Source organism: Rhodococcus sp. NyZ502, from assembly GCF_041464245.1.
In the GTDB taxonomy this organism is placed as follows: Bacteria; Actinomycetota; Actinomycetes; order Mycobacteriales; family Mycobacteriaceae; genus Rhodococcus_F; species Rhodococcus_F qingshengii.
In genome coordinates, this window is record NZ_CP167155.1 from 4794283 (window position 1) to 4815987 (window position 21705).

23 protein-coding genes and 1 riboswitch are annotated in these 21705 nt (G+C 63.5%); of the genes, 11 read left to right on the forward strand and 12 right to left on the reverse strand.

From position 1 onward, the window contains the following. Window positions 1–21: 21 nt before the first annotated feature. Window positions 22–612, reverse strand: a complete 591-nt coding sequence (locus tag ACBG85_RS21990; protein ID WP_037128521.1) for a TetR/AcrR family transcriptional regulator — start codon at window positions 610–612, stop codon at window positions 22–24. A 70-nt stretch (window positions 613–682) separates the two neighbouring features. Between ACBG85_RS21990 and ACBG85_RS21995 the strand changes: the two genes are divergently transcribed. Beyond that, a complete protein-coding gene (locus ACBG85_RS21995; protein ID WP_003940103.1) occupies window positions 683–1231 on the forward strand; it encodes a hypothetical protein in 549 nt (182 codons plus the stop codon). On the opposite strand, the gene ACBG85_RS22000 is transcribed toward ACBG85_RS21995, so the two are convergent. From ACBG85_RS22000 to ACBG85_RS22010, 3 genes are all read right to left on the reverse strand, one after another. After that, window positions 1215–2522, reverse strand: a complete 1308-nt coding sequence (locus ACBG85_RS22000) for an MFS transporter (protein WP_007733487.1) — start codon at window positions 2520–2522, stop codon at window positions 1215–1217. The two genes, ACBG85_RS21995 and ACBG85_RS22000, sit on opposite strands and share 17 nt — an antisense overlap. A gap of 104 nt (window positions 2523–2626) precedes the next feature. Then, on the reverse strand, window positions 2627–3058 hold the full coding sequence (locus ACBG85_RS22005; RefSeq protein ID WP_003939901.1) for a MarR family winged helix-turn-helix transcriptional regulator: 432 nt from the start codon (window positions 3056–3058) through the stop codon (window positions 2627–2629). A gap of 65 nt (window positions 3059–3123) precedes the next feature. Then, window positions 3124–4578, reverse strand: coding sequence for an NCS2 family permease (locus ACBG85_RS22010; RefSeq protein WP_003940242.1), 1455 nt, complete (start codon window positions 4576–4578; stop codon window positions 3124–3126). A 102-nt stretch (window positions 4579–4680) separates the two neighbouring features. Here ACBG85_RS22010 and ACBG85_RS22015 point away from each other — a divergent pair, with 102 nt between their 5' ends. Beyond that, the gene (locus ACBG85_RS22015; protein ID WP_007733492.1) at window positions 4681–4938 is read left to right on the forward strand and encodes a DUF2530 domain-containing protein; all 258 of its coding nucleotides are present in this window, start codon (window positions 4681–4683) and stop codon (window positions 4936–4938) included. Between the two features lie 90 nt (window positions 4939–5028). Further along, window positions 5029–6069 carry an iron-siderophore ABC transporter substrate-binding protein gene (locus ACBG85_RS22020; protein ID WP_082931253.1) on the forward strand — a complete coding sequence of 347 codons (1041 nt, stop codon included), beginning with the start codon at window positions 5029–5031 and terminating at the stop codon, window positions 6067–6069. Here ACBG85_RS22020 and ACBG85_RS22025 read toward each other — a convergent pair. The 3 genes from ACBG85_RS22025 to ACBG85_RS22035 all read right to left on the reverse strand — a co-directional run bounded on the left by ACBG85_RS22025 (window position 6059) and on the right by ACBG85_RS22035 (window position 10179). Beyond that, complete coding sequence (locus ACBG85_RS22025; protein WP_054781600.1) at window positions 6059–6610, reverse strand: phosphatase PAP2 family protein; 552 nt, start codon at window positions 6608–6610, stop codon at window positions 6059–6061. The genes ACBG85_RS22020 and ACBG85_RS22025 overlap by 11 nt on opposite strands. Window positions 6611–6616: 6 nt before the next feature. Continuing rightward, complete coding sequence (locus tag ACBG85_RS22030; protein ID WP_372024851.1) at window positions 6617–9289, reverse strand: sacsin N-terminal ATP-binding-like domain-containing protein; 2673 nt, start codon at window positions 9287–9289, stop codon at window positions 6617–6619. Window positions 9290–9357: 68 nt separating this feature from the next. Next, a complete protein-coding gene (locus tag ACBG85_RS22035) occupies window positions 9358–10179 on the reverse strand; it encodes a DUF3027 domain-containing protein (RefSeq protein ID WP_030535360.1) in 822 nt (273 codons plus the stop codon). A 38-nt stretch (window positions 10180–10217) separates the two neighbouring features. Here ACBG85_RS22035 and ACBG85_RS22040 point away from each other — a divergent pair, with 38 nt between their 5' ends. From ACBG85_RS22040 to ACBG85_RS22050, 3 genes are all read left to right on the forward strand, one after another. Next, complete coding sequence (locus tag ACBG85_RS22040) at window positions 10218–11048, forward strand: glutaminyl-peptide cyclotransferase (protein ID WP_372024854.1); 831 nt, start codon at window positions 10218–10220, stop codon at window positions 11046–11048. Between the two features lie 69 nt (window positions 11049–11117). Further along, window positions 11118–12812 (forward strand): MFS transporter, encoded by a 1695-nt coding sequence (locus ACBG85_RS22045; RefSeq protein ID WP_223304424.1) that lies wholly within the window; start codon window positions 11118–11120, stop codon window positions 12810–12812. Between the two features lie 26 nt (window positions 12813–12838). Beyond that, window positions 12839–13306 (forward strand): DUF2771 domain-containing protein, encoded by a 468-nt coding sequence (locus ACBG85_RS22050; RefSeq protein WP_372024856.1) that lies wholly within the window; start codon window positions 12839–12841, stop codon window positions 13304–13306. Between the two features lie 88 nt (window positions 13307–13394). On the opposite strand, the gene ACBG85_RS22055 is transcribed toward ACBG85_RS22050, so the two are convergent. After that, window positions 13395–13808 (reverse strand): cold-shock protein, encoded by a 414-nt coding sequence (locus tag ACBG85_RS22055; protein ID WP_007733502.1) that lies wholly within the window; start codon window positions 13806–13808, stop codon window positions 13395–13397. A 215-nt stretch (window positions 13809–14023) separates the two neighbouring features. On the opposite strand from ACBG85_RS22055, the gene ACBG85_RS22060 reads away from it, so the two are divergent. Together ACBG85_RS22060 and ACBG85_RS22065 are read left to right on the forward strand one after the other, a co-directional pair. Beyond that, window positions 14024–14251, forward strand: a complete 228-nt coding sequence (locus ACBG85_RS22060; protein WP_003940194.1) for a hypothetical protein — start codon at window positions 14024–14026, stop codon at window positions 14249–14251. Between the two features lie 81 nt (window positions 14252–14332). Then, complete coding sequence (locus ACBG85_RS22065) at window positions 14333–14674, forward strand: YccF domain-containing protein (RefSeq protein WP_372027892.1); 342 nt, start codon at window positions 14333–14335, stop codon at window positions 14672–14674. A gap of 94 nt (window positions 14675–14768) precedes the next feature. On the opposite strand, the gene ACBG85_RS22070 is transcribed toward ACBG85_RS22065, so the two are convergent. Continuing rightward, window positions 14769–16166, reverse strand: coding sequence for a YncE family protein (locus ACBG85_RS22070; RefSeq protein WP_075834170.1), 1398 nt, complete (start codon window positions 16164–16166; stop codon window positions 14769–14771). 384 nt (window positions 16167–16550) lie between these two features. After that, a riboswitch (cyclic di-AMP (ydaO/yuaA leader) is annotated at window positions 16551–16771 on the forward strand. Between the two features lie 8 nt (window positions 16772–16779). Between ACBG85_RS22070 and ACBG85_RS22075 the strand changes: the two genes are divergently transcribed. Further along, entirely contained in the window at window positions 16780–17343 is a 564-nt protein-coding gene (locus tag ACBG85_RS22075) for a transglycosylase family protein (RefSeq protein ID WP_003939675.1), read from the forward strand. An 83-nt stretch (window positions 17344–17426) separates the two neighbouring features. On the opposite strand, the gene ACBG85_RS22080 is transcribed toward ACBG85_RS22075, so the two are convergent. After that, on the reverse strand, window positions 17427–17615 hold the full coding sequence (locus ACBG85_RS22080) for a hypothetical protein (protein ID WP_019744939.1): 189 nt from the start codon (window positions 17613–17615) through the stop codon (window positions 17427–17429). 60 nt (window positions 17616–17675) lie between these two features. Between ACBG85_RS22080 and ACBG85_RS22085 the strand changes: the two genes are divergently transcribed. Both ACBG85_RS22085 and ACBG85_RS22090 read left to right on the forward strand, forming a co-directional pair. Then, on the forward strand, window positions 17676–20000 hold the full coding sequence (locus ACBG85_RS22085) for a helicase-associated domain-containing protein (RefSeq protein ID WP_372024860.1): 2325 nt from the start codon (window positions 17676–17678) through the stop codon (window positions 19998–20000). An 87-nt stretch (window positions 20001–20087) separates the two neighbouring features. After that, entirely contained in the window at window positions 20088–20213 is a 126-nt protein-coding gene (locus tag ACBG85_RS22090; protein WP_007733507.1) for a hypothetical protein, read from the forward strand. 424 nt (window positions 20214–20637) lie between these two features. Here ACBG85_RS22090 and ACBG85_RS22095 read toward each other — a convergent pair whose 3' ends face one another. Then, entirely contained in the window at window positions 20638–21288 is a 651-nt protein-coding gene (locus ACBG85_RS22095) for a TetR/AcrR family transcriptional regulator (protein WP_003940633.1), read from the reverse strand. Between the two features lie 54 nt (window positions 21289–21342). After that, window positions 21343–21654 (reverse strand): hypothetical protein, encoded by a 312-nt coding sequence (locus tag ACBG85_RS22100; RefSeq protein WP_030535356.1) that lies wholly within the window; start codon window positions 21652–21654, stop codon window positions 21343–21345. Between the last annotated feature and the right edge of the window lie 51 nt (window positions 21655–21705).

Sequence of the window (21705 nt, forward strand, 5' to 3'; positions counted from 1 at the left end):
GCCCCCACCACTACTCCCGACCTAGCGCAACAGCGTGACAAAATGCGCGTCGAGCACCTGGCTGATCACCTCTGGATTGGTTCGCTCGGGATTGTCGACGCCGTGCGACGCGAGCCCGTCGGCGAGCGCATGCAATCTCATCGCCTCGATGTCGACCGAGGCACCCGGCCGTAGAAAACCCGCTCGATGCGCCGCTTCCACGAACGAACGAAAGTGCTCGAACAAGGTCCGGTCTGTCTCGTCACGCACGGCCGTCAACGCCGAATCGGTCTGGGCGGCAGCAGCAAAGGCCTCCCAAACCTGCATTTCTTCACGCCGATCTTGGTCGAGGGGAACGAACTGATCGGTGAACTGACGGATCGCGCGGCGGATGTCGGGATCGAAGTCGATGCCGGCAATCCTTTCCTCCACCCGGACGGTCACGAGCGTCATCGCGAACAGCAAGAGTTCGGACTGCGTCGCGAAGAAGTGCCGTAGCGACCCCGTCGACATCTTCGCCTCGTCCGCGACCGCCCGGACGCTGGCGCTCGCGACACCGTCTCGACGGATCACACGCCACACGGCCTCGGCGATCTCTTCACGCCGCTCATCCGGACTGCTACGTTTCACCACTTCACAAAACTAACACAGCTGTGCTAGTTTTCGATCACTAACACAGTCGTACTAGAAATGAGCTGATGTCATGATCGTCCACTTGATCATCGCGTGCGAAATCATGTTCTGGGTGTTCATCGCCGCAGGTCTCGCGGCCCGCTATCTACTGCGCCGCAAAACGCTGGGCGCCGCACTGCTCATCTGCGCGCCCCTGGTGGATGTCGTACTGCTCGTCGCCACAGCCCTCGATCTTCGTGGCGGTGGCGAGGCGAACTTCACCCATGGGCTTGCCGCGGCCTACATCGGATTCTCCGTCGCGTTCGGACACAGCCTCATCTCCTGGGCCGACGCCAGGTTCGCCTACCGATTCGCCGGCGGCCCGGCTCCCGTCGCACCACCCAAGTACGGGAGTGCGCGAGCACTGCGCGAATGGCGCGAGTTCGGCAAAGCCGCGATCGCCTGGGCCGTCGCGTGCGGACTTCTCGGCGCGGCCATCTTCCTCGTCGACGACCCCACCCGCACTGGAGCCCTCGACGGATGGATCAGCAAGCTGACAGTGGTACTCGCAATCTGGGGAGCAATCGCCCTGAGCTACACGGTGTTTCCCAAGCGTGAGAAGGTCACGGCGCGCGGCTAGCCTCGACTGCCTGTTCGGTCGCGTCGCATACGATCACCGGACGCAGGACGAAAACCGGCAGCCTGCCACCGTCTTCCGGTCGCGCAAGACGAAGTTTCAGCCCTTCGCTGCGTAGCAGGTACACCCCGGCCACAGTGCCCGAGACGAGCGAGATCACTCCGCCCACGATCAAGGGCGCACGTGGGTCCACGGAGTCGGCGAGCCAACCCAGCAACGGGCTTCCCAGCGGTGTGCCACCGAGGAAACTGAGCATGTAGATACCCATCACCCGCCCGCGCATCTCGGAAGGCACCGACATCTGCAGGATGTTCATCGCGGACGTCGTGAACGTCAACGTCAGTGCGCCCGTGGGGATCAACATCAGCGCCACCAACGCGTAGGTGGGCATCAATCCCACCGCGACCTCGAACACACCGAAAGCCACGGCGGCACCGAGGAACGTCCGCAACCGCGGCGCTTCCTTCCGTCTTGCGGCGTACGCAGCGCCGGCAAGGGTGCCCACGGCGAGCGTCGTGGACAGCAATCCGTAACCGTCGGCCTCGAGGCCGAACGTGTTGCGCGCCATCACCGCCAGGCTGATCGCGAAGTTCAGGCCGAAGGTCGAGACCATGAAGACCGACACCATTATCACGCGAAGGTCCTTGCGGCCCCATACATATCGGAACCCGTCGCGCACCTGCCCCTTGGTGCGCGGGGCCGGTTCCGACGGGATCAACTCCTTCTTGTTCATCAGGTAGAGCGCGATGAGCACCCCACCGAATGTCGCGACGTTGAGCAGGAACACCCACCCTGTTCCGATCAGGTTGATCAGCACACCCGAGATGGCCGGACCGACGATGCGGGCCGTGTTGAACGTCATGGAGTTGAGCGCGATGGCGTTGGACAGGTGCTCCTTGCCCACCATTTCGATGGTGAACGATTGACGCACGGGTGCGTCGAGCGCCGAGACACAGCCGAGGGCAAAGGCAATCAGGAAGACATGCCACAACGCGACGAGCCCACCGACGTCCAGCAGGCCCAACACGAGTGCGCATACCGCACTCGCCCACTGCGTGAAGATCAGGATCCGACGCTTGTCGTACCGATCGGCCAGCACCCCACCCCACACCGACAAGAACAGCGTCGGGCCGAACTGCAAGGCCATGACGATGCCCACCGCCAGCGCGTTGCCGTCCGAGAGCGTCAGTACCAGCCAGTCCTGGGCGATGCGTTGCATCCACGTGCCGACCAGAGAAACGATCTGTCCGGAAGCCCAAAGGCGGTAGTTGCGGTTGTGGAGCGCGGCAAACATGCCGGAATCGGGGTCTCGGGGCACCCCACTATCTTGCCCCTCGAGTAATTCGTTTGGGCAACGACCTCTAGGTAGCGGAGCTACGCGACCTCTAACTCACGGAGCTACTCCGTCTTGTTGACCATCTCGGTGATGATCTCGACGGCACCCCGCAGCGTCGCGAGTTCTTCGCCACCCAGCCCGGCCAGCTGCTCGTTCATCCACGCCTCACGCGCATGGGTTTCGTCCGCGAGCAACGCCTGCCCGGCGTCGGACAGATTCACGATGATCTGACGACCATCCGTGGGATGCGGCGAGCGCTCGACCAGACCGAGCTCGGCGAGAGAAGCAACAACGCGCGTCATCGACGGCGGCTGCACTTTCTCACGTGCTGCGAGTACGCCAGGAGTCATCGGGCCGTACTGATCCAGGCTCGCCAAGGCGGACAGTTGCGTCAGCGATACCTGAGCGTCGACTCTGCGGCCGCGCAGATGCCTGGTGAGACGCACTACAGCCAGGGAAAGATCGCTGGCCAGCGCACGAGTTTCGGTGGTCACGCGTCAGACAATACGTCAAGAGCTGGCCGGTAGCTCACGTAATCGAATACCGGTCAACCCTGATTTCACGTAAGGGCGTCGGTAATGGGTCCGACAGTGAAGTAGGCCACAAAAAGTGCCGCCACGATCCAGAGCAATGGGTGGATCTTCTTGATACCACCGCTGGCAGCGTGCAGGACCACCCATGAAATGAAGCCGACGCCGATGCCGTTGGCGATCGAGTAGGTGAACGGCATGACGATCATGGTCAGGAACGCCGGGAGAGCAACCGAGAACTTGGTGAAATCGATGTCTCGGACCTGCCCGATCATCAGCGCACCGACGACGACGAGGGCAGGCGCAGCTGCCTCGATCGGCACGACGGAGTAGAGCGGCGTCAGGAACATCGCGACGAGGAAGAGCAGTCCGGTCACGACGTTTGCCAGGCCCGTGCGGGCGCCTTCGGCGATACCCGACGCGGATTCCACGAACACGGTGTTCGACGACGCCGAAGCGCCACCGCCCACGATCGCGCCCGCGCCTTCGACGACAAGCGCGCGACCGACGTTGGGGAGGTTTCCGTCCTTGTCGGTCAGGCCGGCTTCCTTACCGAGACCCGTCATCGTGCCCATGGCGTCGAAGAAATTCGCGAGCACGAGGGTGAAGACAAGCAGGCTGGCGGCCAGAACACCGATGCGGGTGAATGCGCCGAAGATGCTGACGTCGCCGACCAGGCTCAGATCAGGCATACCCCCGAGCATCTCCGGGATCGCGGGGATGCTGAGGTTCCAGCCCTTGGGGTTGGTTCCGAGCGAGGGTCCGACGTCGGCAACTGCCTCGATGATCGCAGCGAGGATCGTCGTGACGACTATGCCGATCAGCAGTCCACCACGAACCTTGCGCACTACCAGAACACCCATGAGCAGCACACCGAAGATGAACACCACGGTCGGCCACGAAGCGATCGAGCCGTTGATTCCGAGTCCGACGGGAACCGTCGTACCGGCGGCATCGGGGATACGGCGGACGAATCCGGCGTCGACCAGTCCGATGAAGGCGATGAACATGCCGATACCGGCCGCGATCGCGGACTTCAATGCCGAGGGAATCGCATTGAACACCGCAGTTCGGAAACCGGTGAGTGCCAACAGAACGATGATCACACCGTCGATGACCACCAGGCCCATCGCCTCGGGCCAGGTGACCTGAGGTGCGATTGTGACGGCGAGCAGGCTGTTGATGCCGAGACCCGCGGCGATGGCAAACGGATAGTTGGCAACGACACCGAAGACGATGCTCATCAGGCCGGCAACCAGAGCGGTGACCGCAGCCACCTGGTTGACCGGAAGGATGTTGCCGAGAACGTCGGTCTTCGCTGCAGCGTCGTCAGCCGAGAAACTGCCGAGGATCAGGGGGTTGAGGACCACGATGTAGGCCATCGCCACGAAGGTGACGACACCGCCGCGAATCTCGGTCGAGATCGTCGACCCTCGTTCGCTGATCTTGAAATAGGTGTCGAGGATCTTGCCGGGTGCCGCCATGTTTGTTCTTTCCCCATCGCTGTAGGTCGCCGTGTGCCGGCGCACATGAAGCCGGTCGCACTAGGGAGAGTAGGCCACCGGGGTACGGGTAGCGTTAATTTTGTGACGGAGACTCGCAACACAACAGGCCTGATCGGCAAATTGTCCGCACCCGCGCCGGCACTGATCATCGGCACCGCGTTGTGGGTGATCGCCACGATCGTGGTCGCGGTGAGCGGCGATCGTTGGTCGGATGCACTCCCGATCTGTTACGCGGGTATCGGAGTCGGCTTCCTCGGCTTCGCTCTGTTCTCCATTCAACGACGCGCAGCTGTGCGCGGTGACAAGGGCGCACAACAGGGCGCCGGTCTGGTCGACTGAGCAGGTCGATTCACCCTTTCAGTATGGTAAGCCTACCCTGCACTCCCGTGTCGGTCTTAGCTTGTCAATGCTGAAAGGAACCACGTAGCCGTGAAGATCTCGCACCGAAATCGTTGGAAAAGCCGAGGACGTTGGACGAGACTGACATCCGTTGCTGTGGTCGCCCTGGTCGGCACAGCACTCGTCTCCTGCAGTTCGAACGACGACGCAGCAAGTAGTTCGTCGAGTTCCGGTGGTGGCGCCTTCCCCGTCACGATCGATCACGCTTTCGGCAGCACCACGATCGATTCCGAACCACAACGGATCGTCACCGTCGGTTACAACGACGAGCAGGCTCTGTTGGCTCTGGGCATCAAGCCCGTCGGAATGGTCAACCAGTACCCGGGCGAACCGGACGTCAACCGCACGTGGCCATGGGTCACCGGCCCTTGGGGCGGAACCGAACCGACCGTCGTCGGCAGCAATCCCGAAACCACGATCAGCGTCGAAAAGATCGCTGCGCTCGAGCCCGACCTGATCCTCGCGCTCTACTCGAGCATCGACAAAGACCTGTACAGCACACTTTCCGCGATCGCCCCGACCGTCGCGAAGGATCCGGCCTACGGCGACTACGCAACTCCGTGGCAGATCACGACGAAGACCGCAGCGAAGGCAGTGGGTCGCGAAGCCGACGGCGAGAAGTTGGTCGCCGATATCGACAAGCAGTTCGCCGACGCCAGAAGCGCTCACCCGGAATTTGCAGACCAGACCGCGGTGATCATCAGCGTCGACGCGACCCCGGAGTTCTACGCCTTCTCCTCCGAGGACGCCCGCGGACGGGTTCTCGGCAGTCTCGGATTCAAACCTGCTCCCGCGGTCGAGGCCTTGATGAACGGTGAGTTCTACGCGCCGATCTCCACCGAACGACTGGATCTTCTCGACGTGGACCGTCTCGTTGTCATCGGCAATCCCGATGCCGCACAGGCGGTCCGAAACAACCCTGGCTTCCAGCAACTCGAGGTGGTCAAGGACAATCGCGTCGTCTACGTCAACGACGATCAGGCTCCGCAGGTCGGTGCGGCCTTGACCGCAAGCTCGGCACTGAGCTTGCCGTGGGCCACGAGCCAACTACTCGCCGAACTCACGAAGTAACCAGCGCCCGGCGCTTTCTGATCTGCGCGGTTCCCCAGATCCACACCCCGGCCCACATCATCCCGAACGCCCAACCTGCCAGTACATCGGTCATCCAATGGGCAGCCAGGTAGACGCGGGAGAATCCGACGGCGATCGTGTACAGGCCGAGGCTCGCGAGCATTGCCATCTTCGCGAGCCTCGGCAAGGCAAGACGAAGGATCACGGCGGCAACCGAAGTCGCGAGGATCGCGCTCATCATCGCGTGGCCCGACGGGAACGAATACGAATCGATTTCGATCAACCGCTCCGGCACGGGTGGACGGGTTCGCGTGAAGATGCGCTTCAATCCGCTCATCACGAGCAGACCGGTCAACATCGATCCGGCGATCAGCAGAGCTTCGGTGCGTAGTCCCCGAACCAGAAGCACGATCGTGAGCAGCGTCGCGATCAGCCACGACGCGAGGGTTCCGCCGCTGTCGGTGATGACGTCGACGACGTCCACGAGCCACGCCGTCCGCTGACTCACTGCCCTGTCGAGTACCCACTGATCAAAAGACATCTGCCCTCACATTCCTTGCGGCAGAGTCCACGTACGCATCACGTGATGAACGCCGTCCGAGTCCACCCACCACGGCACGATCACCGTCGTCTCGACCGCCCCCGTCAGTTCCACCGACAGTTCGTGATGGATCACTACCTCGCCGCCGGGAACCTCACGGCCGAGGGCTGCGAAGCCGAGAACTGCCTGCGGTTCGTTCGCCCACGTCGTCACGACGCCGGTGCTGCTCACTCGTCCGTGAACGGATGCAGACGCCGTCGCGACGTCGAGCAGATCTGCCAGTGCGTCGGCCGTCTCGAAGCTGCCGAGCACCACTCGTTGTGCAGGCAGTGCCGCTCCCAGCCACGGTCGGTCGAGAACAAGGGCGTCGCCGGGATCGACCAGATCGCCGGAAAGGCCTCGCACGAACGGCGGCAGGTGCAGTTCCTCCAGGTCGAGAACCCGTCGCTGCGCTGCCTCCCCCAGTAGTCGGTGCGTCCGCGCGACGACGGCGGAGGCCGGCATCCGTAGTGGGTCGGCAAGCCGATCGAGCAGCAGCTGAGCCAGTTCCGGATCGTCGACGGTATCCGATGCCAGCAATCCGGAGAAGAATCCGGCGTCGGGGTGTTCGGCAGCATCGAGCAATCCCTCGAAGGTGCGATCGCCCGGAGCGCGCAGCAAGCCCAGCACCTCACCGCCGAGTTCGGCATTCGAACGCAACCACCACGCCGTGTATCCACGACGGTCGGTGAGCAGCGCCCGCGTCGCCGGCGACTCGACCAGCAGCGACAGCGCCTGCGGCCAGCGGTCTTCGTCCACGAGATCGAGATCGCGCACGGCTTCGATGTATTCGGGGTCCTCGTCGAGGGTGTCCCACCATGCGTCTTCGGCGTCGAGATCGTGATCGGGGCCGGACGGCAATTCCTCACGGACCACCGTGAAACCCCACCCGACACCGACTACCCGTAGCGCCTGCTCCCCCACCCGCTGAACAAAATCAGCGTCGACGATGCCGAAGGGAGAATCCTCGACCAGGACGCTTGCAAGGGGAGCTCCCGGAAGCAGAAGTTGGTCGGCGGACCGCAATTCGCCTTCCGAATCAGGAAGCAGCACTTCACCGATCCACGACGGCAGCGCCCCTGGCGCCACGTGGGCCGCCAATCCGAGCACCACTTGCGCCAACTCCGTCGCTACCGAATCATCTTGGTCCGCAGCATCTTCGATCAATGCGCGCAGCGCCGGATCGGACAGCAGGTCGGTGGCACTCGCGGTCTGCGCTCCCAATCGAGACAGCAACGGGTGAACCGCGACGGGATGAACCAACCTCGTCCACTCCACCGACGGCGCGTCTTCGCCCAGTTCGACGCCGACGACGACGGTCCGCGGCCCGGTCACCGTCCGTCCATCGGAGAGCGGAACCGGCAGTGTTCCAAGCTCTTCCACCGCAAGAGTGTCGATCACCAGAGGCTCGAGAGCCGAATAGAGGCGATTCCACCACTTGGGTTCACGTTCCGAACCGCTGAGCAGTTCGGCGATGCGCGCGAGCCCGATGCGGTGTGTCGACACCGCCGCGAGCGCTCGCTCGTGCTTGGGGCCGGAGAGCTCGGGGACAACCAGGCCACCGATGATGTCGGTGAGCAACTCGGCAAGGTCATCACTGAGCCCGGGCACCACGGACGCTCGCTGCGGCGCGCGGTCGGGCTCACCGACCACCGGAAGCCACTCGTTTTCCTGCAGCTCCTTCAGAAGCGCTTCGCGCAGAAGCGAATCCGTTTCACTGCGGGCAAAGGCAGGGATCGGAACGAGTGCCGTTCGCTGCCGAGGAGGTAGTGCAGCAAGGAACTTCGCGTACCCCTCGGCAAGCGGAGCGATCGGTGCAGCGGGCATGAGGCGTCGCCGATCGGGTTGCATTGCAATGTCGGCAATGATGATCGCGGGGATCGACAGTTCCTCGTCGGATCGCGTCGGCGCCCGCAGGACGTCGTCTGCGACCGGCTCGACGACCCCGTCGCGGACCGGCACCAACCATCGCGCGTTCGGCGCGGTGTACTGCCACCACGTGCGATCACCGATCGCGATCTCGACGAGGCCGGAATCCAGCACCCGTTCCGATCGCCGAAAAGTCTTCTCACCCAGACGAATTGATCCGAGAGCCGGGAGTTCGAGCAGCAGGTCGACTGCCTCACGTGCCATCTGCGAAAGCAGCGCCGCGGCATCGACGTCCGGCCGAAGCGTCAGCACCACTTCCGAATCAGCACCATCGCTCGGCAATTCGCCAGACGGCCACACCAAACGAAGTACGGGGACACCGGTTTCCGGCACCGGGAGTTCGCGAGACTCGATCTCGCGCAGAGTGTGCGAGGCAGAGAATCGAATCGATCCCGTCGACGAGCGCAGTTCCACCTCGTCACTGACCGAGAGAACTGCCGAGAATCCGACGCCGAACCGTCCCGTCACACCTTCGTCGGCGTCGACCTTGTTCGACGCGCGCAGCGCGGTCAGCGCATGTACACCGGATTCGTCCAGTGGACGGCCCGTGTTCGCCACCGTCAGCGTCCGACCGTCCACATCCACCCACAAAGAGCCCTGGACGCCCTCGCGTGCAGCTGCATCGGCAGCGTTCTGCGCCAGTTCGGTGAGCAGACGGTCGCGGTACCCGGCATTTGCGAGGTCGGATTCCGCAGCCGCGTCTTCACGCAATCGCGTCGGAGATTCCGACCACGCGCGCAGCGTCGCCTCGCGGAGTGCGTCCGTACCGAACGGATCTTCTACTCGGTGGATACCGAATCCTCAACTGCAACAGCGCTCGACGGGCGAGCGGGCACCGCAATCAGCTCGACGGCCCCGTCGTCGAATGCGTCGAACTGCGGCGAGCCCGCACCGAGCGGCAGGCTGGTGTCCGAGTGCGCGCCACAACCGTAGGACACGCTGACCACACGGCCGTCTGCGGAGAGTTCGTTTCCGCACACACCGAACGCTGCGTGCAGCGAACCGGCGAGTGGAAGGAAGAATCCACACAGTCCACACGTCGACGGCGCGGCCTTCGCCATCTCCGACTCCGGGCCGAAGTCACCGTCGAACCAACGCTGCGCGGCATCGAGTCGGCCCTCGCGGCTCATGACCTGTTTGCGGCCGAGCCCGATTTCGAGAGCTACCTCGTCGACTTCCGGGTCACCGGTGGCGACGTAGCCGGGAACGAGGCGAGGATCCTCGGCCGGCGGGGCGAGTAGGTCACCGACGGACAGATCGCCGGGACGAATCCGCTGATCCCATGGCAGCCATTCCGGCGCAACCAACGCGTCGGGACCCGGCAACAGCGCCAACTCACTGATCGTGGCGTGGGTGTCCTCCGGTCCGGCAGCGACGACAACCGCCCACTGCCAACCGCGGTATCCCGGAATGTCTGCTGCAAATCGATGGGTGGCGGCAAATTCGTCCTCCGACGTCACGCCGAGGTATGCCCCCACACCGCCTTCATGCAGGTCGACGACTGCCTTTCGGGCAAGCTCGACCGCATCGGCCAGTACTGGGCGCGGCACTGCACGCTCTGGAGAAGTAGCAACACTCACTCCTCCAGTTTGCCGCACCACCGCAAGTCCGCAACGCACTGGGCTGCCATGCTGGGCAGATGAGTAGGTCACACGCCAATTCCGTGCGCACTTTTGCAGTGGTCGCCGTGATCGCCTCGGCCTTGGCGGGGTGCTCCGATTCCCCCGGCGCTCCCGACAACCTCACGTCCGAAACCGGCTCCGTCGAGATCGTTCGAGTGTCCGCGCACGATCCCGACGCGTTCACGCAGGGCCTCGAGATCGACGGAAACCGGTTGTACGAAAGCACCGGACGCGTCGGGCAGTCCTGGGTGCGCTCGAGCGAGATCTCCGACGAGCAGTCCCCCGCTTCGGGACCGGAAGTTGCGCGTGCCGATCTCGACCCGCCGTTGTTCGGTGAGGGCATCACGGTCGCCGGAGACACACTGTGGCAACTCACCTGGAAAGACGGCGTTGCCATCGCCCGTGACAAGGACACCTTGACCGAACGGGGGCGGTTCCCACTCGACACCGAGGGATGGGGAATCTGTTCGCTCGGGGATCGGATTGTCTCGAGCGACGGTTCGGCCACGTTGACCTTTCGCGATCCCGAAACCTTTGCGCCGATCTCGACCGTCGACGTCACCAGATCTTCGGAGTCCGTCGGCAAGCTGAACGAATTGGAATGCGCCGAAGACGGCTCCGTCTACGCCAATGTCTGGACCACGGACACCGTCGTCCGAATCGACCCGTCGGACGGCAGCGTCACGAACGTGTACGACGCTTCGCCGCTACGCGCAGAACTCGTCGCGGACGGATCGACCAGCACCGTCGACGTTCTCAACGGCATCGCGCAGATTCCCGGTACCGATCGATTCCTGCTCACCGGCAAGTATTGGCCGCAGATGTTCGAAGTCCGTTTTGTTAACTGAGTCCGACATGACACAGGACTCGCAGGGGTGTGCGTGGTAGCCGCGCCGACACTAGGACAGAATTGAGTGGTGACCGGACCGCGCGAACCCTACGACCCCGAAACTCGGCGAATCCACGACGAGCCGGAGGGGCAACAGGTGCACCCCGGTTACGACAATTACCCACCCGCGGCCCGCCCGGACAATTACCCACCTTCGGCCCGTCCCGCTGCCCGTCGCACGCCTTTGCCACCGCTGCATCCGATTCCCGAATCGCGGGGAGACTCCGAATCCGCGGCCGGTTCGAAGACGCCGGGGGCGGACGCTCCCAAGGCTCCACCGATGCCTCGCAAGCTCACCGTCACTCGCGTCGCAGCGATGCGCAGCCGCGAACTGACGAACAAGGGCATCGCGACCTTCCAGCGCGCGGCGAAGGCCGACGGCGCGGACAAGTCCGGTCTGACCGCTCTCACCTACGCGGTGATGACGAACAACGCGACCGACGCGGCGATCTCCGTCGCTCTGGCCAACACGCTGTTCTTCTCGGCCGCGACGGGCGAGGACAAGACCAAGGTCGCGCTCTATCTCCTGATCACGATCGCACCGTTCGCGGTCATCGCACCGCTCATCGGCCCCATGCTCGACCGGTTGCAGCGCGGACGCCGCATCGCACTCGCGTCGTCGTTCGGAATCCGGACGCTCCTCGCGGTGATCCTGGTCTTCAACTTCGACAGTTGGATCCTCTATCCGGCCGCGCTCGGCATGATGGTGCTCAGTAAATCGTTCTCGGTGCTCAAGAGCGCAGTGACACCACGCGTCCTACCACCGGAAATAGACCTGGTGCGCGTGAATTCGCGTCTGACGGTCTTCGGGCTGATCGGTGGAACGATCGGGGCCGGCGCTGTCGCAGGTGCGCTCGCGCTGGCTTTCGGTTCCACCGGCGCCTTGTGGTTCGCGGTCGCCGTCACCGTGTTCGGCGCATATCTGAGCATGCGAATCCCGTCGTGGGTCGAGGTCACCGAGGGTGAGGTTCCCGCGACCATCACCTACCACCCGGACGAAGCGCATCACGCCGGCAGCGCCCCACCGCAGCCGGACGCCAAACCTGCCAAGGTCCGTCAGCCTCTCGGACGCGCCGTGATCATCGGACTCTGGGGCAACGGCACCATTCGCGTGCTCACCGGCTTCCTGACGCTCTATATCGCGTTCGTCGCCAAATCACGCACCGATCACGAGCCGCTCCAGCAGGCCATGATGCTCGGCCTGGTCGGCGCAGCAGCCGGTCTGGGTAACTTCGCCGGAAATGCCACGGGTGCGCGCCTCAAGCTCGGCCGGCCTGCCTTGATCGTGCTCCGGTGTACTGCGTCGGTGTGGATCATCGCGGTGATCGCAGCTCTGACGGACAACCTCATGACGGCCGCGCTTGCCACGCTCATCGCATCGGCCGCCAGCGCGCTCGCCAAGGTCTCACTCGACGCGTCACTCCAGCACGACCTGCCCGAGGAATCGATCGCGTCCGGATTCGGTAGATCCGAGACGGTTCTGCAGCTGAGCTGGGTACTCGGCGGCGCATTGGGGGTTCTGCTTCCGACCGAATACTGGATCGGGTTCACTGTTGTATCGGTGTTCCTGACGATCGGGCTTCTGCAGACCTTCCTGAGCTACCGAGGAAGCAGCCTCCTGCCCGGCCTCGGCGGGAAGCGACCCGATCTGGCCGAACAAGAAGTGACCGAAGTGATTTACACCGGTAAATCCAACCGAGGACAAGGAAGTACTCCGCAGTGATGATGCGCTCGAGAACAAAGAAGATCGTGGCAGCGATCAGTGTCCTGATGGTGGTGGCACTGGTTGCTTACGTCTCCGTTCTTTTCGTGATCATCAAGAACATCAACGACGACCCCGACAAGCTGCCGGTCATCACTGCATACGCACACGGCAAGACGATCGAAACGAACCCTGCCGGTTTCTGCACCATCGACCTGTCCCAGTGCGCCCAGGTGGGCGACATCTACGCACTCGACGTTCCAGCGGGCTACCCGCTGCAGCTGTCGTTGTCGACGGACGTCTCGGATGCGCAGTGGGCACTGCTCGCCGTCTACGAGGATGCCGACGGCAACCAGACCGGTGAGCCCCGAGTCTTCGAGCCCGGCGAGGCCCTGGCAGTGACGGTCGAGTCTTCGAGCGATCCCGTCAAGCAACTCGTCGGCGTCGAAATCCACCTCGCCGTCGGTGGGGGAAGCGAACAGGGACTGCTGATCTGGTCGATCAAGACCGCCTGATCCCCGGAACGTCGAAAATGCCCTGCACACCGATTGGTGTGCAGGGCATTTTGTTTCGAAGCCGTGTACGGCAGCTCGTATCGAGCGATCAGGTGTCGAGCTCGCGAGCGACGGCCCGGACGACCTCGGAGATCCGCTGAGCGGTCTTGCGGTCCGGGTACTTGCCGTTGCGCAGATCCGGCTGGACCTTCGCCTCGAGCAACGTGATCATGTCCTCGACCATGCCGTGCAACTGATCAGGGGTGTGCTTACGCTCGACGGGCTCACGACGCGTCGCCGTCGCGCCGCGCAACGACGGCGCCGGCTCGAGTACCTTCAGGCTCAGTGCCTGCGGACCGCGGCGGCCCGCAGCCATTCCGAACTCGACGCGCTGGCCGGCCTTCAAGCCTTCGACGCCCTCGGGGAGAGCGGAAGCACGGACGTAGACGTCCTCGCCCTCTTCCTGCGACAGAAAGCCGAAACCCTTTTCGACGTCGTACCACTTCACCTTGCCGGTCGGCACCGCGTTCACCTGCTCATCACTCGACTGGGGCGTCTGCCCCAATGTGCTCGGGAGGCTCTCGGAAGAGCCTCATGGCCTTGCTCGCATCGCTTCCGGTGGAAGAATGCAAAAGAACGCGCCCCACACTTGCTTCAGCGGGGCGCGCAGTCTGTTAACAGTCTACCTGTGACGAACCCGGGTCGGCACCCAGGTTTACAGGCACTATCCTCGTAGGTGTGGACCCTCAACCGAACCCGCGCACTTCCGGCACCGGAAACGGTCTGTTCCGTACGGCGATGGCACTGTTCATCGTCGGATTCCTGGCGATCGTGGCCATCTTCGCAGTCCATATCTTCAGCGACACCCCACCCGGCCTGGCGTTGTACCTGGTAGCACTCGCGTGCCCGATCGGCTTCCTTCTGGCCATCGTCTACACGCTCAGATCCGGTCGACGCGTGCGCTGATCACTCCCGCCTCCAACCGAAAGGTCACTGACCATGAGAATCCTCCTGAACGTGATCTGGCTGGTCTTCGGCGGCTTCTGACTGGCGTTGGGTTACTTCGCCGCAGGCATCATCTGCTGCATCCTCATCATCACGATTCCCTTCGGAATCGCGGCATTCCGCATCGGCATCTACGCACTGTGGCCGTTCGGTAAGACCGTCGTCGACAAGCCGACCGCTGGTGTCGGTTCGATGATCGGCAACGTCATCTGGGTGATCATCGCCGGTATCTGGTTGGCGATCGGACACATCGTCACTGCCGTCGCGATGGCGATCACGATCATCGGAATTCCGCTCGCGGTCGCGAACCTGAAGATGATTCCGATCTCGCTGATGCCGCTCGGCAAGGAGATCGTCGACGTGGACCGGGTGAATTACGCATAGTCGTGGACCGCGTCGATTACGCATAGCGGGCCCGCGGACCGAAGAACCCGACCACAGCAGTTGCTGTGGTCGGGTTCTCTGGTATCAGGTCGTATCAGCGGCCGAGGCTACCGAGTCCGGGGAGGTTACCGAGCGAACCGGTACCCGTTCCCGGGTTGCCCGGATCGACGGGGCCGACCGGCCCCTCGGAGACCACGATGGTCACGCTCGAAGCACGCGAAAGCACGCTCTTCGCAGTGACCTCGACGGTGACGCTGCCGACAGCGGTGGGGGTACCCGAGATGGTGCCGTCCTGTGCGAGGGACAGTCCGCCGGGCAGAGTGCCACTGGTGAGTGCAAAGGTTGCGCGCGCATCGGCGGCAGTGAGCTTCTGCGAATACGCCTTACCTACCTGAGCGGCAGGCAATTCGACGGTCGCGGGTAGCGGGTACGCGGCAACGACTGTCACCTTGCCCCCGTTGGTCGTCGACGCGATGGCGCCGGTCGAGGTGTCGAGCGCGAGGTTTTTGACCTTCTCCAGTGCCGGAACCTTGGTATCGGTCAGAGCGGTGGTGGCGCGGGTCGTCAGATCGACCGACCACAGGTGTCCGTTCATGACGTCCGCGACATATGCAATGCCTGCCGCAGCGTCGACGACCACGCCGTTGGGAATCGCGGTCGGAGACAGCGTGGTCTTCGACAGAATCGCGCCGGCCGGGGTGATCGCCCACAGGTTGGTTGCCCGGGTGTCGGTCATGTAGATGTTGCCGGTGTTCGTGTCGACATCGACGTCGACCGGGTAGAGGTTGTCGGCACGCACGATCGACTTGAGTGCTCCGCCCTTGCGTACGTCCGCCTGCCACAGCGTGCGGCCGTAATTCTCGTCGAAGAAGTTGGTGTCCGCGATGTAGAGGAAGCCGCGGACACTGTCGAAGGCGAGCTTGGTCGGCGTTGCCGACTTGTGGACCAGAATGCTCGACACGGCGTCGGCGGCGTTGGGGTCGACGACTCGGATGTTGCCGGACTTGTAGTCCGAGAAGTACGCGCGGTGTGTTGTGGGATCGACGACGACATCGTTGATCTGCGGACGCGAGCCGTCGGGGTTCTTCTCGCTCAGCGTGACCGTCTTTTCGACCTTCCCGGTCTTCGTGTCGACAATCGAGATCGCGCCGCCGTAGGAGGAGGACACGTATGCGCGTCCGAGGCTTGAGTCGACGGCAAGTGCCGACGGGTAACCGACGACGCCGTCGATGGTGCCGACGGACTTGCCGGTGTTCGTGTCGACGACGGACAACGAGCTGGTCGGTCCGCCGTACTGCGTGATGTATCCGCGGTGGGTTGCCGAGTCGACGACGATGTCGCCGGGCTGGGTTGCGGAATAGCTTCCGACAACACCGTGTGTCGGATCCTCGGGTGAGGCGTGTGCAGCGGGAGCAGTGACGGCCAGGCCGACAGCAGCAGCGGCAACGGCGAGTGACGCGGTGACCGCACGCCGACGGTATTGCAGTTTCATGAGGGGTGCCCTACTTCTTTGGAAGACTCTGCGAAACCTGCCCAAGCGAGGCAAGTCAGGCAAACCTAACCTAAGTTTCACAGTCGATGTTGAGACACGGGCCACAACCTTGGGTCCGGATCGACGCACCTCTCAATCGCCCGAAATTCTATTTCCGCATAACGTGTGACCTTGCTCACATTACGGATGAATAACGGAACGGACACAACCGGACATTCACTCGGGCACCCCCACCTACCTGGGAAGAGTCTCCTGCGCTTTGTGTGACGCGTTGTACGTCTTTCGCCACGCCGCGTTATCAAATGGTGACACGAGCGACTCGAGCCGTTACCGTCGTTTTCGGCCGGGAAACTCGGCCACCTCCGGCCCGCCGCGCCAAGCCTTGTCCCGCGGGTACCGGACTTCCGACAGAGCATTCCAGGGACGAGGACGGGGGACCCAAAGTCCTCTGTGAGAACAGAAAAGTTCTCCAGTGGACACCGGTTCGATCGCAAGACCGAATCTTGGGGTGAAGCCAGACCCTTTCCAGCCAGGAAAGGCGAGGCCGGGCGACCTCTCAGCCCGAACCCGACAGCTGACCTCGCAGGCGCGTGTGGAGAGGATTTCGACCATCATGAGCGGACGCCATCGCAAGCCCACCACCACCGGCCGCACTGTCGCCAAGGTCGCCGTCACCGGCGCCATCATGGGCGTAGCAGGAATTGCAGCCACCGGAACCGCAAACGCTGCCCCCGACTCCGACTGGGATCGTCTCGCCCAGTGTGAGGCCGGCGGAAACTGGGCCATCAACACAGGCAACGGTTACCAGGGCGGACTGCAGTTCTCCCCCAGCACGTGGAACGCACACGGCGGCGGACAGTACGCAGCCACCGCAAACCAGGCCACTCGCGAGCAGCAGATCGTTGTTGCCGAGCGTGTTCTCGCAAACCAGGGTTGGGGCGCATGGCCGTCCTGCTCCTCCAGCCTCGGGCTGAGCAGCGGCGCCACCGAGCGTTCCGCTCCGGCCACGACGGCTCCTCAGGCGGCTCCGGCTCCGGCGCAGCAGGTCGCACAGACCGTTGCACACCCGGTCGCCGACGCCATCGATCAGGCAATCGCATTCGCCGAGGCCAACGGCATCCCGGTCGACCCGCAGATCCTCGCAGTCGCCGACACCGCGAAGTCGTTCCTCAAGTAACACCGGCAAGACTGTCCGCTCGGACGCTCGAACATCAAGAAGGCCCGCACCGATTCGGTGCGGGCCTTCTTCGTGTCGAGTTGTTATCGGTTGATGACGGTGTGCGGGTGTACGTAAGGAAGTGACTCCACCGGAACCGGAAAGGTGGTGTCCTCGCCGAAGGGTGAAAGTCCACCTGCGCGGGTCGATGACAATTCGGTCACTGCGTGATCTCCGTCTGCAGTTTCCGGCCATCCTGGATCTACATAGTGTTGCTTCGAATTGTTGGCCACGAAGTCATTTTGACAGGACGCCGTTACGCCGTACAGACCAGGTCTCTAATCTGATACCTGATGACCGAAACACGTGGCACCCCGGCGGGCAGTTCCGCAGCCGAAAGTCTGACCGATTGGCTCTCGGCGCGCAGTGACGCCGAGTTGACGGAGTTGCTGCGTCTGCGCCCCGATCTGGCCGTACCGCCGCCGAGCACGATGGTGGTTCTCAGCGGTCGGGCACAGCAACGCGCGTCGGTCAGCCGAGCCGCGGACGAACTCGACACCCTCGATTTCGGTCTTCTCGAATTGTTGGCACTGGCCGGCGCCGAGGAAACTCCGATGACGCGGGCGGAGCTCAACAGTGCGATCGCCGAACGCGCCCTGACCGGCAAGGGCAAGGTCACCAAGAAGGCCGTCGACAAGTCTCTGTCGAAGATGCGCGCGTCCGCCCTCATCTGGGGTGTCGATCCCATCAGCGTCGTCCCGGCAGTCATCGGGATGATTCCGTGGCGTGTGGGGCGCGCCCTCGAACCTGCCGAGGCGATGACCGAGACCGAGATCTCGGCTGCGCTCAACGCTCTGGACACCCGCGAGCGGGATCTCCTCGAGACACTCGCCAACTCCAGCCCGATCGGTCGCACCCGCGACGCTGCCCCCGGAACGCCGCCTGAGCGCCCGGTTCAACGACTGCTGGCGGCCGGCCTGCTGCGGTGGCTCGACGAGCAGACTGTCGAGCTTCCGGCGACGGTTCGTCAGGTCATCCGCGGCGAGCCGGTTTTCGATCCGACGACGCTGACCGCACCCGTCATCGGGGGCGACAAACTCAAGCCGGCGGACGTGAACGCCGCAGCAGCCGGCGAGGCGCTCGAGTTGGTACGCCAATGCGAGAACGTGATCGCTGTTCTGGGCGCAGCGCCGGCCCCCGCACTGCGAGCCGGTGGGCTCGGTGTTCGAGAACTACGACGCGTGGCCAAGACGGCCGATCTCGACGAAGCGCGCGTGAGCCTACTTGTCGAGTTGCTCTCGGCAGCCGGACTCATCGCCAGTGGAACACCAGATCCGGCGCCGGTCTCGGACAACGCGGACGAATACTGGACGCCCACGCTCGCGGTCGACGGCTGGCTGAACGCATCCACAGCGCGACGGTGGGAGGTCCTGGCGTCCGCCTGGGTCGACGTACCTCGAGTCCCGTGGATGATCGGGCTGCGCGATTCCACCGACAAGCCGATCGCGGCGTTGTCCGAGGAGGGCCGCGCTCCGGCGGCTCCGCGAGATCGTCAGGCCATTCTCGGGCTGCTCTCCGAACTCGACAGCGGCCAGACCGCGTCGGCCGTCGAGGTAAGTCGGCTGCTGGCGTGGCGACGCCCGCGATGGAGCGGGCGCCTGCGGACGTTCGCGATCGAGCGGACTCTGGACGAGGCCGCCGCTCTCGGGCTGGTGGCCCGCGGCGCGTTGTCGTCACCTGGACGAGCCTTGCTGCACGGCGGGGACGCCGAAGCCGAAATGCAGTCCGCGCTACCCGAGCCCATCGACTACATCCTGGTCCAGGCGGATCTGACTCTGGTTGCGCCCGGCCCGCTGGTACCGGACCTGCTCGAGCAGGTGAGCCTGGTCGCAGACATCGAGTCGGCCGGATCGGCGTCCATGTACCGCATCAGCGAGGACAGCGTGCGTCGTGCGCTCGACGCCGGTCTGACGGCCACCGAACTGCATGCGATGTTCGCTTCGAAATCGAAGACTCCTGTCCCCCAATCACTTTCGTATCTGATCGACGATGTCGCCCGTCGACACGGACGACTGCGTGCCGGAGTGGCGGCGTCGTTCATTCGATGTGAGGACGCGTCACTGCTGGCGGAGGTCCTCGCATCCGCAGTGGCCGAGCCGTTGGCACTGCGCGCCTTGGCTCCCACCGTCGCGATTTCGCAGGCCCCTCTCCGCGAAGTCCTGACCGAGCTGCGAGCCGCCGGATTCGCGCCGGCAGGTGAGGACTCCTCGGGCACGTTGGTCGATCTCCGCCCACGCGGGGCACGTGTACCCAACCGTCGCAGCCGACCGGCGTCGAGGATGCCGGCGAGCCCGTCGGCGGATCAGCTGGCGACGTTGGTCCGCACGATGCGGGCCGGAGACCGTGCTTCCGCCCCCGGCCGCGGCGGAGTGCGAACGGACGGTTCACGGGAGAACAACGCCGCCACCATCGCCTTGCTGGCCACGGCGGCCCGAGACAATTCGAGCGTCAACATCGGCTACGTCGACGCCCAGGGGGTCGCGACGCATCGCATCGTCGACCCCGTCAGCGTGGGCGGCGGACAGCTGGACGCCTTCGACCCCGCGAGCGGCGCGGTTCGCCGTTTCACGTTGCACCGAATTACTTCCGTCAGCCCCGTCGACTCCGGAAAAAAGTAGCAAAAAAGAAGCAACTGGCTTTTTTCTGTAAATGAAGTATGGTCGAGGTCAGTTTGTGATTGCCACTTCGAAAAATGAGGAGCGACAATGGCTGACAAGGCGCCGGGTAAGAACATGAAGAAACCCGCCCAGTCGATCAAGGAACGCCGCGCGGAGAAGCGGGCGAAAACTGCGGAGTCTTCCGAGTTCATCCGTAAGCGGAAGCGGAGCTGACAGCAAAGTCCAGAGAAGACGAGCTGATTGCGAAGCTGACCAATGCCTGCCTCCACCGACACCCTCGTGCACCTACACGAAACGTTCAACCTGTTCAAGTCACGTAATCGAGGAACTGACGCACGCTCGCGCGGGTACGCAGCGGGCATGACCCTCGCTTCACTCTGCGTCCTCGACGAACACGCTCGGCAATCCGGAATACTTCTATCGGATTTACCGCAGAAAGAGAATCAACCATCGTGAAAAGAACAATCCATACCCTGGACCGCATTCAAACGAGACTCGAATCGGAGCTTGATTCCACTCCGGGTGATTCCGAAAAGAATATCGGTTACCGGTCCGGAATTTCCGAAGCTATTACTCATGTAATGGAAATGCGGAAGTCAGTGGTCGCGCAGAAATAGGAGACGCATCGATTAGGCGCTCACCCCAATAACTGCCGCACACCACCCACCAGAAAGACGACCTGGTCCTCGTAGAAGTCGGCAAGCCGCTCCGGCGCGAGCGGCTTGCCACTTCCGCTCCAATCGTCCGCCCGGCTCAACGCCTGGAGGAAGCCCATCAAGGCAATCGCCCAGCGAGTCTCGAGCCGTTCGGGATCGGTAGCAGGAAAAGTACGACGGACCTGGTCGAGAAGATGTTCACGCAGGTGCAGCTCGGTCGCCTCGAGGGCTGGATGGCCCGGTCGTGACATCTGCGGCTGCGAGATCTGCGTGACGATTCTGATCCATCGCATTCCCCGCGTGCGATGGCGAAGGAGCAATGCCTTGTAGGGCGCAGTGACGGCCCGTACCAGCGCCTCGACCGTCGGCGGCGTCTTGTCGGCGGAGAGGGCGTCGACGTTCGCGCTGATCTGATCTCGCACCGACGTTCCCATGTCCAACAGCACCGCTGCGACCAGATCGTCCTTGGTTCCGAAATGGTAGTGGACCGATGACGGCCCGAGACCGGCCGCGGCGTTGACCGAGCGCAGCGAAACTGCATCCAATCCCTCTGTCGCGAAAAGCCTTTCAGCAGTTTTGAGCAAACGCAGACGCGTCGCGTCGCCTTGACGGTTCTGCCGGGAGTCGGTCATACGAACGAGCTTCGCACGGGCTCGACAAACGTCTCAACCGTGGCGAACGCGGAGTCAGAGTGATTCACGGTGTGCTCGCACCCTGTTGTCGCGATCCACCCAGCCGTGGGCGCGTGCGTAGTCCACCATCGCGGAGAACTTCTGTCTCCACTCGGTGTTTCCGATCCGGGCAGCGACGGCTTGCTCCAAGTGGCCGATGTCGAGCCAGACGTGATCCCCCTCGAGTTCCCCCCACGGTTCCAGTACCCGACTCAGAGTCTCGGATCGATCGTCGCCGCCAACGACGACCGAGAGACTGGTGAAGTCGTCGACACTGTTCAGTTCGACGGTCGAGGAGTCGGGGGTGATTGTGACGGCCAGTTGCATACCTCTTCAATACTCCTTCGGAAAGTACTTGGTTCAGTCGATCGACTTGCA